The 17,319-nt window shown below is 73.4% G+C and carries 12 protein-coding genes; 3 read left to right on the top strand and 9 right to left on the bottom strand.

Translation table 11 applies throughout. From position 1 onward, the window contains the following. Window positions 1-156: 156 nt before the first annotated feature. Window positions 157-813, top strand: a complete 657-nt coding sequence (locus AC069X_RS25390) for a hypothetical protein (RefSeq protein WP_478731726.1) — start codon at window positions 157-159, stop codon at window positions 811-813. Between the two features lie 289 nt (window positions 814-1,102). Here AC069X_RS25390 and AC069X_RS25385 read toward each other — a convergent pair whose 3' ends face one another. The 8 genes from AC069X_RS25385 to AC069X_RS25350 form a co-directional block, all read right to left on the bottom strand. Next, window positions 1,103-1,645 (bottom strand): DapH/DapD/GlmU-related protein, encoded by a 543-nt coding sequence (locus tag AC069X_RS25385; RefSeq protein ID WP_478731724.1) that lies wholly within the window; start codon window positions 1,643-1,645, stop codon window positions 1,103-1,105. A 168-nt stretch (window positions 1,646-1,813) separates the two neighbouring features. Then, window positions 1,814-3,001: a zeta toxin family protein gene (locus tag AC069X_RS25380; RefSeq protein WP_478731722.1), complete on the bottom strand. Its 1,188-nt coding sequence runs from the start codon at window positions 2,999-3,001 to the stop codon at window positions 1,814-1,816. Window positions 3,002-3,211: 210 nt separating this feature from the next. Next, window positions 3,212-5,242, bottom strand: a complete 2,031-nt coding sequence (locus AC069X_RS25375) for an ABC transporter ATP-binding protein (RefSeq protein ID WP_478731720.1) — start codon at window positions 5,240-5,242, stop codon at window positions 3,212-3,214. A 351-nt stretch (window positions 5,243-5,593) separates the two neighbouring features. Beyond that, the gene (gene leuE / locus AC069X_RS25370) at window positions 5,594-6,250 is read right to left on the bottom strand and encodes a leucine efflux protein LeuE (protein WP_478731993.1); all 657 of its coding nucleotides are present in this window, start codon (window positions 6,248-6,250) and stop codon (window positions 5,594-5,596) included. A 151-nt stretch (window positions 6,251-6,401) separates the two neighbouring features. After that, window positions 6,402-7,064 carry an HAD-IA family hydrolase gene (locus AC069X_RS25365; RefSeq protein ID WP_478731718.1) on the bottom strand — a complete coding sequence of 221 codons (663 nt, stop codon included), beginning with the start codon at window positions 7,062-7,064 and terminating at the stop codon, window positions 6,402-6,404. Window positions 7,065-7,231: 167 nt separating this feature from the next. After that, window positions 7,232-7,645 (bottom strand): XRE family transcriptional regulator, encoded by a 414-nt coding sequence (locus AC069X_RS25360; RefSeq protein ID WP_478731716.1) that lies wholly within the window; start codon window positions 7,643-7,645, stop codon window positions 7,232-7,234. A 733-nt stretch (window positions 7,646-8,378) separates the two neighbouring features. Further along, window positions 8,379-9,074, bottom strand: a complete 696-nt coding sequence (locus AC069X_RS25355) for an RES domain-containing protein (protein ID WP_478731714.1) — start codon at window positions 9,072-9,074, stop codon at window positions 8,379-8,381. A 391-nt stretch (window positions 9,075-9,465) separates the two neighbouring features. Then, a complete protein-coding gene (locus AC069X_RS25350; protein ID WP_478731712.1) occupies window positions 9,466-14,145 on the bottom strand; it encodes a hypothetical protein in 4,680 nt (1,559 codons plus the stop codon). A 20-nt stretch (window positions 14,146-14,165) separates the two neighbouring features. Here AC069X_RS25350 and AC069X_RS25345 point away from each other — a divergent pair, with 20 nt between their 5' ends. After that, a complete protein-coding gene (locus AC069X_RS25345; RefSeq protein ID WP_478731710.1) occupies window positions 14,166-15,683 on the top strand; it encodes a lipase/acyltransferase domain-containing protein in 1,518 nt (505 codons plus the stop codon). Between the two features lie 48 nt (window positions 15,684-15,731). Here AC069X_RS25345 and AC069X_RS25340 read toward each other — a convergent pair whose 3' ends face one another. Continuing rightward, on the bottom strand, window positions 15,732-16,511 hold the full coding sequence (locus tag AC069X_RS25340) for a hypothetical protein (RefSeq protein ID WP_478731708.1): 780 nt from the start codon (window positions 16,509-16,511) through the stop codon (window positions 15,732-15,734). Window positions 16,512-16,647: 136 nt separating this feature from the next. On the opposite strand from AC069X_RS25340, the gene AC069X_RS25335 reads away from it, so the two are divergent. Next, window positions 16,648-17,229 (top strand): GNAT family N-acetyltransferase, encoded by a 582-nt coding sequence (locus AC069X_RS25335; RefSeq protein WP_478731706.1) that lies wholly within the window; start codon window positions 16,648-16,650, stop codon window positions 17,227-17,229. The last annotated feature ends 90 nt before the right edge of the window (window positions 17,230-17,319 follow it).

Below are 17,319 nucleotides of genomic sequence, written 5' to 3'. Positions count from 1 at the left end.
CCCGTCCGAGCCACCGGCCGGCGGCCCCGGCGCCCCCCGGAAGCCCCCGCGGCTACCGCGACTTCAAACATTGCGAAGATCCATGATCGCATCCGCCTCCCACCGGGATACCGTGCCGTCCACCACGTACCAACACCGGTCGACGAAAGGCAACTTGTGAGCACGCACGACGATGCGCGACCCGCGCCGGCCACCCCGTCCGAGGACCTTGAGCGGCTGCTGGTCGCGGCAGCGGATCTGGCCGGCGCGGGCCTCGGCGATTTCACCGAGCTGGCATCGCCCTCGTCCGACGAGGACCCGCCGCCGATGACCGCCGCGACTCCGGAGCTGACCGAGGTGCTGAACAGGGCGTTCGGCGACAAGGCCGCGCGGGAGGTCAGGACCTCGTTCATGAACGCCGACTCCTCGATCGTCGTCGACGAGGGGGTCTCGGAGCGGCCCGCCGGGGCGGCCGTGGCCTGGATGGCCGACATGCGGCAGGTCTACGCCGAGTGCGCCGCGTGGACGATGAACATCGGCGACCAGGAGATCACCGTCCAGGTGGTGGACCCGGCCGGCGATCCCAGTGAGCCCCTCAAGGTGGAGCAGAGGTTCGGCGACGAGGCCCTGATGCGCACCATGCTCGCGGGTGCGCCCGGGCAGCAGGCCCAGATCACCACCCTCCTGGTGCGCCACGGCGACCGGGCCCTGGAGCTGACCTTCCGCAGCCTGGCGGCCGAGCCCGGCGGGCCCGAGGCGACCCGCGTCGCCGCCGCGATGTCGAAGTTCCTGGAGCTGGCTCCGGCGAAGTTCCTGGGTCTGCCGCCCGCCTAGGGCCTGTCGTCGAACTGCCGTCGTCGCCCGGAGGGCGGCCCCGCGGCGTCTGGTGCGTGCTCTCGGCGTGCCGGGCGGCAGCCCTCGTACTGGACGTACTCGGGCTTCCGCCCGGTGCGGCGAGAGCGCGTGCAAGGCGTCGCGGGGCAGACGGAAGTTTGACGACAGGCCCTAGAGCCCCACGGCCGCACCACGCGGTACGACGCGATGACCTCCCGGTGTGGCGTGGAGCCCGGCCACCCCGCCACACCGGGAGGCCGAGGCCGGCTCCGTCCAGGGGAGGGGCGCGTCACCACGTACGGCTGACGGTCGCCTTGCCGCCGGTCACCAGGCTCGCCGGCGGAACGTCATCGGCCACGACCGCCCCGGCGGCGACCACGGCGTCACGGCCGATGCTGACGCCGGGCAGGATCGTGGCACCGGCACCGATCCACACGTTCTCCGCCACGTCGATGGGCGCGCCCGTGAGGTACAGCCGCCGCTCCTCGGGGTCGACCGGGTGGCCGCTGGTGATGAACGTGACCTTCGGGCCGATCATCACGCGCTCGCCGAGCCGGATGCCCGCGTAGTCCAGGAACGTGCAGTTCTGGTTGATGAAGACGCGCTCGGCGAGGTCGAGGTTCAGGCCGTGGTCCGTGTAGAAGGGCGGATGGATCGTGACTTTCGGCGGCAGAGGTTTGCCGAGGATCTGCTCGAACAGCGCCGCCTTGCCCGCTTCGTCCTCGAAGGGCAGGACGTTCAGGCGGGAGGTCAGCTCGGTGACCCGCAGGACCCTTTCGGCCATGGCCCGGAACTCGGGGCCGTGGATGCGCATGAGACGGCCGCTCGGCATGCCGTGATCCCTTCTGCTGCCGGTGACGGGGGGAACACCCCGCATTCCCTCGCCACGGCACCCTATGTGCAGCCACCCCCAGTCCGGAGCGGCCATCTCCCCGATCCGCGCGCGGATGGCGTACCCGTCCCGGTCGCCCATCCGGTGACGGCAACAGCGCCGTCACCGTCACGGGGCGGGCGGTGGCAGTGGAGGGGAGGCCTGACGTGCGATGCCGTTGAGGCGCTCGGGCCATTCGGGTCCCAGGCCGCCGGTCGCCCGGCGGAGCCGCCGTTGCGCGGCCGTGAAGGCCTCGTGCTCCGCGTGCGTCCACGGACGGTCGCGTTCCGCTTCGAGGGCCTGCCGGAGGGACGGAGGGCCGGCGCCGTCGGCTCCGGCCCGGGTGTACCGCGGCCGGCTCTCCCCGCGCCGGTAGATGCCGGCCAGGTCGACCGGTACGGAGCCCCCGTCGATGCCGTCCGCCAGGTCGAGGACGCCGCGGTAGGACTCGTCGGCGTTGGCCTGCACGGTGAGCCGCCCCTCGCCCCGGTCGGCCAGCTGCTCGACGTACCGGTCGAGGATGCTCTGGTTGCTCATGGCCCCCGGGACACCCAGGAAGAGGGCTTCGACGCGGGCGCCCGCCGTGCGGCAGGCGAGGATCTTGGCCGCCACGGCCGCCGCGTCCTGGGAGGTCTCCTGGATGACCGCGTGGAGGCTGCGGGCGCGTACGTACTCCTCGGCCCGCGCCATCCACGCGCGGCCGTCGGCCCGGGTGTGGGTTGCCATGAGGGTGTCGCCCTGGGCCATCAGGGCGTCGTAGGCGGGGTGGTAGGGCTTGTAGAGGTCGCTGTCGACGTCGACGAATCCGCCGTGGGCGTTCAGCGCGGCCGCGAGCAGCTCGGTGAGGCGGCTCTTGCCGGCGCCGGGCTGGCCGATGAGGAAGACCACCGTCGGCGTCGTCCGGGCCGCACGGCCCTCCAGCAGCTCGGGGACGATCTCCTCCTCGAAGATCCGCCGGTTCTCCGTCCCGGACAAGCGGTACCGCTCCACCGCGTTCGGATCGATCACGTGATGCCTCGCGCGGACCTCACGCGCGAGCCGGGAGTACCGCCGCCGGGCAGCGGCGATCCGCTCACGGTCGGTGGAGCGCAGGCCCTGCCGCTCCTGCGCCAGTCGAGCCCGTGCGGCGCGGGACTGCAGGATGACCCGCTCGTCGGGCTCCGGTTTGCTCCGCTCCGCTGTGATGAGGGCGCTGTAGGCGCCGACGGCCCCGTTGACCGCCTCGACGGCAGCCTCGTACGCGGCCGTTCCTTCGTTCGACCAGGTGTACGGCTCCAGCTGGTGGGTGATGGAGATGCCCTTCTCGGGGCCGGTCATCGGTTCTCCTTTTCAACGGTTCCGGGCGCGGGTGAGGGTGGGGCAGCCGGTCACCCGGGCTCGGTTCGCGGTCGTCGTCAGGTGTCCGCGTCCTTCCCGCACGGATCGGCGGGCGGAGCCCCGGGCATGCGCCGCAGGGCGCGTAACGGGGATTCCGCGCTCATCGCGATGCCCCGGCGGCGAGTCGGCGGCCGGGCGGCGGGGCCGTGCTCACGGCGTGTTCCGTGCGGGCAGTGCGTCGTGGTCGCCGGCGGGCTGGGGCGGGAGGGGCGGGGCGTCGAAGGCGGCGGCCTGGACCCGGTAGGCGTCGCGGAAGTCCCCGGTGCCGGTCTTCTCGTCCATCAGCTCGGCGAAGGTGCCCGACTCGGCGACCCGGCCGTCCTTGAGGACGTGGATCAGGTCGGCGTGGCGTACGGAGTGCAGGCGGTGCGTGATGAGCACGATCGTCTGCCCGCTGGTCGCGGCCAGGTCCCTGATCTGGTCGAAGACCCGCTGTTCCGCGACCGCGTCGAGGGCGCTCGTCGGCTCGTCCACGATCAGGATCTCGGCCCCGCGGTACTTGGCCCGGGCGATGCCGACGCGCTGCCACTGGCCCCCCGAGATCTGGTGACCGCCGCGGTAGCCGCGGGCGAGGAGCGTGCCCAGACCGCGCGGCAGGTCGCCCAGGACCTGGTCGGCGCCGGAGAATCCGGCGGCCTCCTCGACCGCTCGGTCGTCGATGGCCTCGCCGGGCCGGCCGATGCCGACATTCACCCGGAACGTGAAGGGCCACTGGTAGAAGTCCTGGGACATCAGCGCGACACGGCCGAAGACCTGGGCGCGGTCGGCGGTGCGGGCGTCGACGTCGTCCCACCAGATCGTGCCCCCGCCCTCGTCCGGCAGGTACAGCCCGGCCAGCAGCCTGACCAGGGTGGACTTGCCGGAGCCGTTCTCGCCCACCAGCGCGATGACCTTCCCGACGGGGAACGCCAGGCTCACCTCGCGCAGCGTGGGCTCGGGCAGGGCACCGCCGCTGCCGGGGTACGTGAAGGTGACCTTCTCGAACCGGACCTCCCGCAGCCGCTCGGGCAGCGCCCGCCCGCCGGCGGGGATCGCCCGGGCCTCCGCCTCCCGGCACAGCCGCTCGAAGTCGGCCACGAACAGGGACTCCTGGTGCAGCTCGGTGATCTGCAGCACCAGCGTGTCCAGACTCGCGGCGCCGGTACGGATGGCCAGGACGGCCGTACCCGCGACCGCGAGGTCCATGAGCCCGCCCCACAGCAGCGCCCCCAGGGCGCCGTAGGTGAGGAGGGTGGCGATGCCGCCGGCGCCGTCGGCGACGAGCCCGATCCGTGCCGCCCGGCGGGCCAGGCGGGTCTGTTCGCGTTCGCTGGTCTCGGCCATCGTCCGGAAGTGGCCCAGCAGGAACGGCCCGACCCCGTGGACGCGGACCTCCGCCGCCGCCTCCTTCTGGGTCAGCAGCTGGCCGAGCAGGTGCCCGGCCCGGGCGTGCTGCACGAAGGCGTGGAAGGAGACGTACCGCTGGCGGGAGATCATCAGCGAACTCCACGCGCTCGGCAGGGTCATCAGGACCAGCATCGGCAGCAGTACCGGGTGCAGAACGGTCAGCACGCCCGCCGCCGCGGTCAACGACACTGCCGCGTTCAGGGTGTTGGTGCAGTAACGGATCATGAGCCGGGCGGAGTCGGCTCCGTACCGGGCCGCGTCCAGGAGCCGGTGGAACTCGTCGTCCTCGATCGCCGCGAGCTCCGTACGGTGCACCAGCCCCAGGTACTGCTCGGTGGCCACCCGCTGCACCTTGGGCTCCAGCGCGCCGGTGGCCGCCGTCGACGCCGACCGCAGCAGGGAACCGAGCAACGCCGTGACGGCCACCACCGTGAGGGCGGGGACCGCCCGGGCGAGGCGTTCGTTCGTGCTGCCGCCCGCGAGGACGTGGCCGAGCACGTTGTTGACCGCGACCAGGGCGACCGCCTGGGCGACGCCCCGGCCGGCCTCGGCGGCCAGGACCACGCGCAGGGCGCGCGCATCGGCCAGGCGGGCGAGCCGCAGTCCGGTGCCCACCAGCCGCGGCAGCTCCCGCGCCATGGTCCAGAGGCCGAGCCTCAGCCAGGCTCCCTCGTGACGCTCCCAGCCGATGTCGTAGGCGAGTTCACCGCCGAAGAGGAGCCGCTCGGACTCCGACACTCCCGCGGAGCCGGAGCCGGAGCCGGAGCCTGCCGGGGTCGCCGGTTCCTTGCTCATGCGGCCCTCCCGGCACCCGTTCGTGAGGCACGCCCGTGGAAGGGCGGGGCGTCAACGTGGTGCGCGCGGGCCGGGCGCGGGCGCGGGGCGGGCTCGGGATGTTCGAATAAGGCGAGGGCTTCGAGGTGGTTCGGCTGTGGACTCACGGGGTCCTCCGGATGGGCGTACGACTGGTACTGGTGCTCCGAGAACGGCCACCGATCGAGTGCGTCACGGCCGGATCCCGGGCGAACGGTGAACGCGTGTTCCGGTCCGGTCCGGTGGGCTTGGCGTGCCTGACGCGGTGGGGTTGAAACTCGCTCGAACAGGTCCCTGTCACCCCACCGGGGGATTGCGGGGGCCGGCGGGGGCTCAGTTGCCCGTCGTGGCCAGCTTCGCCGCGAAGCCGAGGAACACCGCTCCCGCCCCGGTCGTGAGGCCCGCCGAGAGCTTCCTGCGGCGGCGGAACCGCGCGGCGAGGTACGTACCGCCGAAGACCAGCACGGTGGCGTACGCGATGCTGATGAGCTGGTAGACGGCCGCCAGCAGGGCGAAGGACAGCCCCGGGTAGGCGTATGCGGGATCGACGAACTGGACGAAGAACGACAGGAAGAACAGGATCGCCTTCGGGTTCAGCACGGTGATCACCAGCGACCGCCGGAAAAGCCTTCCGCCGGCCGACGGGTCAGGGGCGGACGCGGCATCCTCCCCGGCCCCCTCGTCACGACCTCGCCACATGGCCAGGGCCGCCCGGATCATGCCCACCGCGATCCAGGTCAGGTACCCGGCACCCGCGTACTTCACCACGGCGAACACCAGCGCGTCGGCCTCCAGCAGCGAGGCCAGCCCGGCGGCCGTCGCGGCCATCAGCAGGGTCTCGCCCAGGAACATCCCGGCCGCGGCACGACAGCCGGACCTGATCCCCAGCCGCGCGGCGGTCGACAGGGTGAACAGGGAACTCGGTCCCGGCAGCAGAATGATCAGCAGCGCCCCCACGGCGTAGGTCGGCAGGCTCTGCACTCCCAGCATCCCGGCACCCTTCTCCCCGCCCGCCGACTCGTGCACCTCGCTGATGAGGGCGAGCCGGCCGCCGCTTCGTGGTCGACCAGCAGATCCCATGCGGAGCTGTCCGGCAACGGATTAAAGCGGCGGGACTCCACCGATCGCCTCTCCCGGCAGGTCAGGCGGGCGGCGACTGGACGGGCAGCCCGAGCAGCGCACCGAGTTCGGTCACCGCCCGGTCCTCGTCGGAGACGAGGACCGTGGTGATACCGAGGGCTGCGGCCGGGGGCAGGTTGCCCGGATGGTCGTCGGCGAACACGCACTCCTCACCGGGCAGGCCGATCCGGTCGAGGGCGAGACGGTAGATCTCCGGGTCCGGCTTGGCCAAGCCGACCTGTTCGGAGACGACGTGGGCGTCGAACAGGTCCCAGATCCCGGCGTGCCGGTACGGGTCGTGCGGATCCATGCCGAAGGAGTTCGACAGCAGCGCGAGGCGCAGCCCGGCCGCGCGCGCGGCCCGCGCGAGCGCGACCATGCGGACTGCCGTCGGTACCGCCGACCAGGCCCGGCCCATCAGGTTCACGGGGTCGACGTCCGGGCCCAGGAGCGCGGCCGTACGGGTGTTCCACTCGGCCTGGCCGATCTCGCCGATCTCCAGGGCGGCGTACAGGCGGCGTCCCTCCGGGTGCTCGTTCAGCGCCTCGCGCCATGCGGTCGGGGAGAGGCCCTGAGCCGTGCACCAGCCCCGGAGCGTCGGCCCCGGGGGAGCGGTGAGGACGCCGGCGAAGTCGAGGATCAGACCGCGCGGAGCGCGGCGGTTGATGCTGTCGGCGTACGCCATGCGGTGGGTGCTCCTCCCCGTACCTCGCCCCGTCCTCACGTCGGCCGGGGGTCTTGCCTTCCGGCCACAGCACTGGGCGGCCATCGCAGCCGCTGAAGCTCGCTTTCCGGCGGGACGCCGGGCTCGTGTGGGAGCACGCCGGTGTACCGCCGGACGTCGACGCCTGGTCAGCCGCCGTCGACGTACGCACGGGCCGCCACCATGACGTCGCGCCGCCGGCCGTCGGCGATGCACTGGGCCGGTGCCTCGTCCTCCAGCTGCGGGTTCATCCCGATCATCCAGGCGCGGGCCGTGTGGAGGCTCTCGGCGTCCTGGATGAGCTGGAAGACCTGCAGCGCGGCGCGCAGGCGCTCCTCGGCCTCGTGTCGTGGTTCGGTGGTGCCCGAAGCCCACTTGCCGACCTGCTTGGGGTCGCTGATGTTGGCGATCCGCGCGGTCAGCCGCTGCCCGAGGTTGTCCTGCAGGAAGCGGGCGATCTCGCTGATGGGCATGCGGACGGAGGCCGCGTGGGCCCGCTCGGCGCTGGCGACGCTCTTCGCGACGGCGACGGCGACAGGGGACGTGGTGGTGTCAGAAGGCATGATCAGGTCTCCCTCGTTGCCCTGACTGCGCGCCCGTTCGGCGGCGGGTCGCGTGCTCAGGCGACGGGTGTAGGTGTGTGCGCCCACTGGACCTGGCTGTCGCGTGCTGCCCCGGGGGCAGACGGAGGGGACGCTCGGGTCTCGGCGAGCTGCGAACGCTTCTTGCTGTGTTCCCGGCCCGCCGGGAAGCGTCTACCAGGGCGGGCGGATGGGGCCGGCCGACCAACGGTCGGCATTCACCATCGATGTATTCCGGTCCAGGAGGATCCGGCACATGGGTGAGGGGGGAGGAGGCTCGGAAGCGCTGCGCCCGCCGCGGGAGGTGGTGCCGCGAGGCACGGCGCGAGCCTGATACGTAAGAGCGCCGCGGCGCTGACGCTGTCACTCATGAGATCCCCCACATCCAAGTCGGTCGATGTACTGGTTAGGTTACCCATTATCACCTTCCAACTCCACCTCTTAGGCAGGATTCGTCGCGTTGTCGACGGACGGTCAACTTGGTTGTTTCAACGTCCACTTCGCTCCTGAGCAGCGGTGATGCCACCGGACCGGGGAGGTCCGGTGGCATGGGGGAGGAGAGAACGCGGGTTGATTTCGTCCTTTTGGACGATGCGGGTGTGGTTGTTTTCAGGTTGGTTTCAAGGTTGGTTTTCCGGTGGGGTTTGAGGTGTGCTTCCGGTGGGGGCCGTGGCGGGGCTGCCGGCCTTCGGGCTCCCGCTTCGGGCTCCCGGGCTCACAGCATCGTCAGCCCGTACTCCTCCGCCACCCGCAGCAGGGCTTCCGACTGGGGGAAGATGAACGTGGACTCCTCCTGCTTCAGCTCCACGTCGTTGAACACGGCCCAGCACTGGCGCATCCCGAAGCGGGAGCGGTAGGCGATGCCGTGGATCAGGCGTTCCTGCTCCGTGGGGCCGGTGCGCTGGGTGATGGCCCAGGCCGAGATCTGCCGGGTGATCCGGCGGTTGAAGCCCTGGACGTGCTCCGTGGTGAGCCGGTCCACACCCTGTTCCGCGAGCTTGTCCTTCAGTTCGTGGGAGAGGGTCTCAAGGGTCCGTTCGTCGTCCACGTCGAGGAAACGGGCCCCGCTCGGCGGCCGCAGGCGGACCAGGATGTGGCGCGTGGTCCAGTCCCGGGGGATCTTCCCGGGGGTCATGAAGGCCGGCTCCTGCCAGTCGTCCGCGATGACCTCCCGCATGGCGGGGTGCACGCGGAAGGGGGCTAATGCCTCGGCGAAGCAGCCGTCGTGCTCGGAGGCGCAGTAGAGGGTGCCGTAACTGACCAGGCTCCAGCGGTTTCCGCCCGTCCGCGCGTGGTCCTCCTGGCTGATCGTTTCGTACTTGACCGGCTCCTTGTGCTTGCCCAGGCGCCAGATGCCGTGCGCCGGCGCGGGGACGAGGGCGACGTCCAGGTGTGCGGTGTCCGGGCTCATACGGCCGCTCTCCTTGCTCCGGCCGCCCTCCATGGGTCGCGGGCCGGTGATGCTCATGGTTCTCCCGGCGGCCGGGGCCCGCGGTGCGCGGGGCCTCCGGTCGCCGGGAGAACCGGCTTCCTGATGTACGGGTGTGCTGCTGTACGGGCTGTACGGGCTGTACGGGCTGTGCGGGTGTGCGGGCTTGTACGCGCGTACCGGTGTACGCGTGTGATGTACGGGTGTGCTCATCCGACGGTCCGGTCATGTGCGGATCGCGGCCGCCGTGCGGCGCACTGATCCGTGACACATGCCGAACGATCATTTTCATGCTCGGGTACGACCGAAGCGACCGGGTTGCGGTGGCCGATGGGGGCGCACGAAGGAACACGGGGGGCGCATGCCGGGATGATCAGGCGCCACCCGCCCGGCACCGGTCGAGATCCACCTCCACCGCGACGGCTCCGGCGTCCCCCGTGAAGGAGAGGACGACACGTCCGCCGCCACCCGCCGCCGGCCGCGCGGAGACACCGCGTACGGGACTCCCCACGGCCAGCAGCAGCCGGCACCGCCCCGTGGCGGCGTCCCAGACGCGGACGGTCCCGTCGGCCGCGCCCGAGGCGACGAAGCTGCCGTGGCCGCCGCCCGCGTCCCACACGGCCAGGGCGAGGACCGCCGCCGTGTGCCCGGTCAGCGGCGGACCCAGCGGGCGGCGCTCGCGCAGGTCCCACAGCCGCACCGTGCCCGTGTCGCCGCCGCTGGCCAGGAACGGCGGAAGCCCGCCCTCCGGGCCGGGGTTGACGGCGACCGCGTGCAGCAGGCCCTGGTCGCAGCGCAGGGGCGCGCCCGCGGGGCCGCCCTCCGCGTCCCACAGCCGTACGGTGCCGTCGGAGCCGGCCGAGGCGAACCAGTCGCCGCTCTCCTCGCTCGAAGCGGCCGCCACCGCCAGGACGCGCAGGCCGTGCCCGGTCCATTCCGCGAGCGGGCCCGGCACGTCCAGGTCCCAGAGCCGGACCGTCTCGTCGTCCCCGCCGCTCAGCAGCAGGTGCCGGCCGCCCGTGGTGGTGCAGGCGGCGAGGGCCCGTACGGGGAGGAAGTGCCCTTCCAGGACGTCCGGCAGGGCCTGCCGGCTGCCCGCGTCCCAGAGCCGGATGCCGTGGTCGTCGTACCCGGCCGACGCCAGGACGGGCCCCTCCCGCCGCCGCGCCCACGCCAGCGCGGACGGCGCCCGGCCGGTGTCGATCCGGGCGACGGCCTCCCCCGTGCCGATGTCCCGCACGTCGACGTACGGGTGGCCGCCGCTCAGCGCGAACCAGGACGGGCCGCCCGGCTCCCCGGGCTCCGGCAGGAGCAGCGCCCCGCCCGTCGGTGCCGGCCCGGCGGGCGTACGGGTGCTGCGCAGCGCCCGCTCCAGGACCTCACGGTTCCACAGGCGCAGCGTGCCGTCCGTGGAGGCCGACGCCAGCAGCCCCTCGTCCGCGGCGGTCACCGGGGCGAGCGCCGTCACGGCCGAGGTGTGCCCGCTCAGCAGGGCGGGCGGCTCCTTGGCGGCGGTGTCCCAGCGTGAAACGTCCCAGACGGCTATGGAGTTCCCGGCCGAGGCCGCGAGGAGGTGGCGTTCCGCCTGTCGCTCCCGGGCGTCCCCCTCGCCGCCCAGGGTGAGCGCGGCCAGGCCGGTCACCGGCCCGCCGGCACCGGTGAGCGTGGCCAGCGGACCCTCCGTACCCCAGACGGTGACGCTCCCGTCCGCGTGGCCGGCCGCGACCGTCCCGGGCCGCGTGGTCGCCGCGAGGACCCGTACGTCGGCCGGCAGTTCGAACCGCGCCGCCTCCGCCCCGGTCCCGTTGTCCCGGAACGCCAGGTGCGCGTCGTCCGCGATCGCCAGCAGCGGCCGTCCGGGCGGGTCCTCCACCGCCGCCAGCGCGGTGGTCGTCGTACGCGGTGTGTCCCCCGGGAGGGTGAGCAGGTCCAGCTCGCCCATCCGCTCGTTCCACCACACCACCACCCCGTTCCCGTCGACGCAGAACACCGCGAGCTCGTGCCCGGCGTCGCGGTACGCGCACACGTCGGCGATCCAGATCCCGCCGGGCTCGTGCACCTGGTCGACGCGGCGGCCCGTCACGGGGTCCCAGAGGCGCAGGGTGCCGTCCGTACTGCCGGACACCAGCAGCGGCGACTGCGCGGGGCGCGGCGCGAGCAGCAGGTGGTGCACGGCACCCTCGTGCGCACCGATCCGTTCGCGGACGGCCGTCCCCTCGACCGCGTCGATCAGCTCGATGCCGCCGTCCTCGTCGCCGGCCGCCAGGGCGGGACGCCCGTCGGGTGCCGGTACCGCCGCCAGGGAGCGCACGGTGGCGCCGCCGAGGGTGGCCAGGACGTTCACGGGCGGTGCCCACCGGGACCACAGCACCGCCAGCGGTGCCGCGTCCCCCGGCGTACGCGGGCGCGCGAGCCCGGGGTGGCGCAGCGCCGCGTACGCCAGGTGCAGGCTGGCGACGCGCGAGGGGTGGTCCGCACGGTGCAGGTACGGCTCCACCGCGGCCCACGCCTCCAGCCACAGCCGGCCCTCCCGCCCCCGGCCCGGGCCCAGCAGCCCGCGGACCGGGCTGCCGGTCAGCCACGGCAGCACCTCGGCCGGCACGTGCGCGTCGTCCAGGACCCCGCCGAGGCGGGCGTGGCGCGCGAGGTACCGCCGTACGTACGGGTGCGGGGCGGTGCCGGCACCGGCGGCGGCGGTGTGCGGGGCGGCCAGATCGGCGAGCGCCCGCGCGATGCGGGCGTGCACGGCGGCATCGGCCTGGTCCACCGCATCGGCCTGACCGGTCCGATCCAGCGCATCGGCCTGACCGGCCCCGTCAGCCTGCCCGGGTTGCCGATCGGCCTGAGCGGTCCGACCGGCCTGACCAGCCCGATCGGCCCCATCGGCCTGATCGGCAGGTTCATCCTGAGCGTCCGTCATTCCCATCCCCCCAACAGGCGCCCGGCCTCCCACCGGCCAGGCGCGCAGGACCGCGGCCAGCCGGTCGTGCGCCGGCCGGTACACCCGCTGGTCCTCTTCGACGTCACGGGTGAGATACCCAGCCAGACGCCCTTCCAGCAGCACCCGGATCTTGGCATCGGCGTCCTCCACGGCGCGGCCGCCGCCCGCGACGGCCGCCGCCACGGCCGGCCACACCTCGCCCCAGGCCAGGCCCCGCCCCTGCGCGAACGCCGTCGCGCGCAGCAGTGCCAGCGCCTCGTCCGCCCCCAGGCCGTCCTCCGCCGCCCGCAGCAGATCGTCCTCCAGCAGCCCCGCCGTGCCCTCGCCCAGCCGTTCGAGCCAGTCGGGGTCCGTCAGCAGCCGCGGCCCCTCGGCGCGCAGTTGCCGCGCCGCCGCGCGGGCGTCGAGGAAGGACCGCCCGACCGCCCCGGCCACCGTCCGCGCCACGTCGGCCAGGTCGTGCCCCGCCCAGCCGTCCTCCCCGTCCAGGAGGGCCCGTACGTATCCCGCGACGTCCGTGCTCATGTCCGCGCCGTCCGTACGCAGGACGCCCGCCTCGGGGAACGCCTCCCGCAGCCGCCCCAGGAGGTCCTCCCCGCCCCCGGTGTCCCCGTCGCGCTCGCCCTGCTCCTCCCCGCCGTCGCTGCTGCGCACGGCGACGACCAGCCGCACCCCGCGCCGTACCGGCAGCGCCGGTCCGGCGGCGGCGGGGTGCGCGAGGTGCCCGGCCAGCGGCACCAGTACCTGGTGGATCAGCGCCGCCGGGTCGGTCGCCTCGTCCAGGGCGTCGACGACGACGGTCACCATCGGGCCCGGCGAGCCGAGGAACCTCCGCAGCCCCAGCTGCCACCGGCTCAGCGGATCCCGGCCCGAGGGGTCCGGGGCGGCGCCCAGCCGCCCCGCGATGACCTGCAACAGGCCCAGCGGCTCCCGGTTGTGCGCGGTGACCGCGATCGTCACCGCGCCCTCGTCCGGGACGGTGTACGGCGGGCAGTGGCCGACGGCGGCCGCGAACAGGCCCGATGTCCTGAACGTCGGGTCGCTCAGGGTCACCGCACGGCCCAGGATGGCCGACTTCCCGCTCGCGGTGATCCCGGTGACGACCAGGACCCCGGCCGTGCCCGTCAGGAACGACACCACCGCCGTGTTCAGCTCCCGGCGGCCCGAGAAGTACCAGCCGCGGTCGTCGGTGCCCGTGCGGCCGCTGGCCTTCTCCAGCCAGTACCCCAGGTCCTCCAGGGTCGCCGCCACCTCCCGCCGGCTCTCCTCGACGGCGGCCTTCTCCGGCCGGTAGCCCGGGTTCGGCAGGGCCGCGGTCGGGACGTGCAGCTTGCCGCCCTCGAACACGCGGCAGTCGAGGGACAGCCGGCGGCCCTGTTCCCTGCCGATCGCACGCGCCGCCTGGTACAGGGCCCGGCTGAATTCGTCCATCGTCAGGTGGGCGCGGGTGATCTCGCAGGCCGTGCGCAGCCACTCGTGGGCCCGCCGCAGGACGAGCGCGAACTCCCCGCCCTTCACCTGCGCCTTGGGGGCCGCCGTGGTGAGGACGTTCAGCGTGGCGTCGTCCGCCCGCCTGCCGTCCAGGCTCTGTACGAGGTCCAGCAGCTCCCCGCCCACGGCGCCGGACTCGCACATGTTGACGATGACCAGGACGTCCCGGGCGTGCGAGTCGAGGGCGGCGATCACGATCTCCGTCGTACGCAGCCCCGTGCCCAGGAGCCGGCCGGTATCGGTGTTCCGCAGGACCGCGAAGTGCCGGCCCGCGCCCCCGGTCAGGCCGTGACCCGTCACGTACAGCACCACCGGAAGGCCGGGCTCCGCCTCCCGGATCCCCGACGCGTCGAGGAAGCGTTCCACGTCGTGACGGCTGGTCACGGGCCCGCCGGGGGCCACCCTCACGAATCCGGGCCCGTCCGGCGGCGGCCGTTCCCACCACAGCGACACCGCCTCCAGCTGCGCGCCGAAGGCCTGGCGCAGCGCCTCGGTCCCGTCCTCCATCGGCAGGACGTACAGGGTGCCGGCGGCGGGCGCGGCCACGGCGTCCGGCGGCGCGGCGGCCTCCGGCCCCTCCACGGCAACGGCCAAGCCGATCTCGCCCCGCACCCCGTCCACGGTCCCTATTCTTCACTGCCATGAACGAGCGCGAGCACGAGCACCGGCACGAGCACGAGCACAGCCACGAGCAGCGGCACCGGCACGGCGGCCCGGACGGCTTACCCGACCACGTCACCCAGGACGCGGTGGTCGTCGTACCCGGCATCATGGGCAGCACCCTGCACGACACGACCACCGGGAAGGACGTCTGGGGCATCGGCGGCATCTCCTGGCTGCTGAAGGCCTGGACGCTGCCCTCCGGCCTGAAGTCCCTGACCATGACCGAGGACGAACTGGCGGGCAAGACCGGCCGGATCAAGGCGACCGGCCTCCTCCGGCACTCCGCCTGGACCCCGTACCTCGCCGGCAGCGAGCCGTACACCGACCTGGTCGACACGATCCGCACCAGCGTCGCCGACGACGCCGCGATCCTGGAGTTCGCGTACGACTGGCGGCTGCCCGTCGCCGCCAACGGCCGCCTCCTCGCCGACGCCGCCCGCATCCACCTGACCGCATGGCGCCGCCACCCCGCCCACACCGAGGCCCGCCGGCACCGTACCGACCAGCGGGAGGGGCGGCTCGTCTTCGTGGCCCACTCGATGGGCGGGCTCGTCACCCGCGCGGCCCTCGACCCCGGCCACGACGCCGACCTCCAGGCCGACACCCGGGGCGTCATCACCCTCGGCACGCCCTTCCAGGGCTCCGTCAAGGCCGCCGTCATCCTCGCGACCGGCCGCGGCACCCCGGTACGGCTGCCGCACCGCAAGCTCCGCGCCATGTGCGCCACCATGCCGGGCCTGCACGACCTGCTGCCGCAGTACCGCGGCGTGCGTGCGGGGGACGACGTACGCCACCTCACGCCGAGCGACGTCGCCGGGCTCGGCGGGAGCGCGGAACTGGCCCGCGCGGCGGCCCGTTTCCACCACGGGCAGAAGGCCATCGCCCTGCCCGGCCACCGCTCGGTCGTCGGCGTGAACCAGCCCACCTGGCAGAACCTGACGATCAGCGGCGGTACGGCCGAGCCGCACCTCGACGGCGCCCGCCAGAACTCCGACGGCACCCTCATCCGCGACCGGCACGACCGCGTCCGGTACTTCGAGGTCCACGGCGACGGCACCGTCTACAAGGAGTCGGCCGTCCTCACCGACGTCGTCACCCACCTGCCCCTGCAACACGGGGACGTGGCCCGGGCGCGGACCGCCCTGGACGCCGTCACCGAGATCGTCCGCGACGACGTCAACCCGGGCCCGCCCCAGGGCGAAGCCGGCTGCGGCCTGACCGCCCCGGACCTGGTGGAGGCGGGCCGCCCCTGGAAGCTCCGGCTCACGGACGTCGGCACCCTCGCGGGCCTGACCTGCCACCTCACGGACCTGGACCACCCCACCCGCCCCGCCCGCCTCACCCCGGCCTGGGAGGACGGCGTGGCCACGGCCGGGGCGACCGCCCCGTCCCCGGGCCTGTACCGCATCGACGTCCGCACCCCGGACGGCTCCGCGATCACCCAGCTCCTCATGGCCGTGGACCCGGCCGACTCCCCGGCGGAGGCGGAGGACTGACGCCCCGTCCGGCGGACCCTGGCGGGAGCCGGCCGCCGCGCATGCGGATCAGGGGACGTCGAAGGCGGGGGAGGCCCCGTACGAGGTGCTCTCCGTGCCCTCGTGGACCAGGAACCACTCGCCGGGCTTGCGGGGCGGGGTGGAGGTCATGACCACGCCGCCGCGGCCGGTCGTCAGCTCGGCGACGTCCTGCCAGTTCCGCGTTCCGTACTGGACGTGGTCCAGCCCGACCGCCAGACCGGCGGGAGCACCGACGTAGCCGCCGTTGTCCCAGTCGGCGAGGGTCAGCCGGCCGACCACGCCGTGCGGGTATCCGGGGCGCGGCCGCTTGGGGAAGACGTCGACGGTGAGCTGCGACTGCCGCTGGACGCGTACGGAGTCCAGTCCGTCGGCGGTGACGAGGCCCCCGCTGCCGGTGTACGGGTCGAAGTCGTTGGAGGTGACAAGCGCCCACAGGCTGTAGGTGCCGGCCTGGGCGTTGGCGAGGTTGTCGCGGCTGACGGTGAAGGTGAACCGGCAGATCGCGCGGGTCGCGGAGGCCGACGTACAGATGTCGGTGCCGGCCGGGCGGCTGTCGGGGACGAGGTGGTGCGAGGCGGGGCCGAACAGCGCCGCGTCCGCGCCGTTGCGGCGGATGCCGGAATCGTCCTCGGCGATGACGATGACGGTGAAGGTCCGCGACCCGTCGGGACCGACGGCCACGGCCGAGGAGAGGATGTTGCCGCTCAGGATGCGCGGCGGGATGGCGCGGTCGGCCCGCGCGGTGGCGGGGAGGGCGAGCAGGGCGAGGGCGGCGAGTACGACGGCGAGGACGAACGGTCTGCGCACGGTGGCCTCCTGGTGTCTGGCCGCACCGTAGGACCGGTGCCGGGGCCCGTGAAGACGGCCGGCCCGGATCGGTACGCGCCCATGACAGTCAGGACGGACCTGTGAAGCTCCCGGGTAAAAGGGGTTGGTGGCGGGGGTGGAGGTGTGTGAGGGTGGCCGCCGACAGGCAGTGATCTTGAGGGACGGGGGCGGAGCGGTGCTCGGCGAGAAGGTGCGACTGCGGGCCATGCGGGTTGAGGACGCCGAGGCGCTGTGGCGCTGGAACCACGACCCCGAGGTCATGCGCTGGATGAGCGACGGCTACGCCCAGCCCCTGCACCGCACGGAGAAGTGGCTCGCCGAGCGCGAGCGCAACGGGTACGCGGACGTCGTGTACGGCGCCGAGTGCCTGGAGGACGGCAAGCTCATCGGGCTCGTCTGCCTGCGGGGCGCCGAGCCCGAGACCGGTATCGCCGAGCTGGACATCTACCTCGGCGAGAAGGAGTACTGGGGGAAGGGCTACGCCACCGACACGCTGCGCACCATGTGCCGGTACGGCTTCGAGAAGATGCGCCTCCACAAGATCACCCTGACCGTGGTCACCGAGAACGAGGCCGCGCACCACATCTACCGCAAGGCCGGGTTCGTGGAGGAGGGCCGGCTGCGCCAGGTCTTCCGCCGGGACGGCCGCTGGTACGACATGTACACGATGGGCCTGCTGGAGGGCGAGCTCCGCTAGGGCCTGTCGTCAAACTGCCGTCGTCGCCCGGAGGGCGGCCCCGCGGCGTCTGGTGCGTGCTCTCGGCGTGCCGGGCGGCAGCCCTCGTAC

The sequence above is a fragment of the Streptomyces sp. NPDC043896 genome, from assembly GCF_056435605.1.
This window is presented reverse-complemented; position numbering and strand designations above follow the sequence as displayed.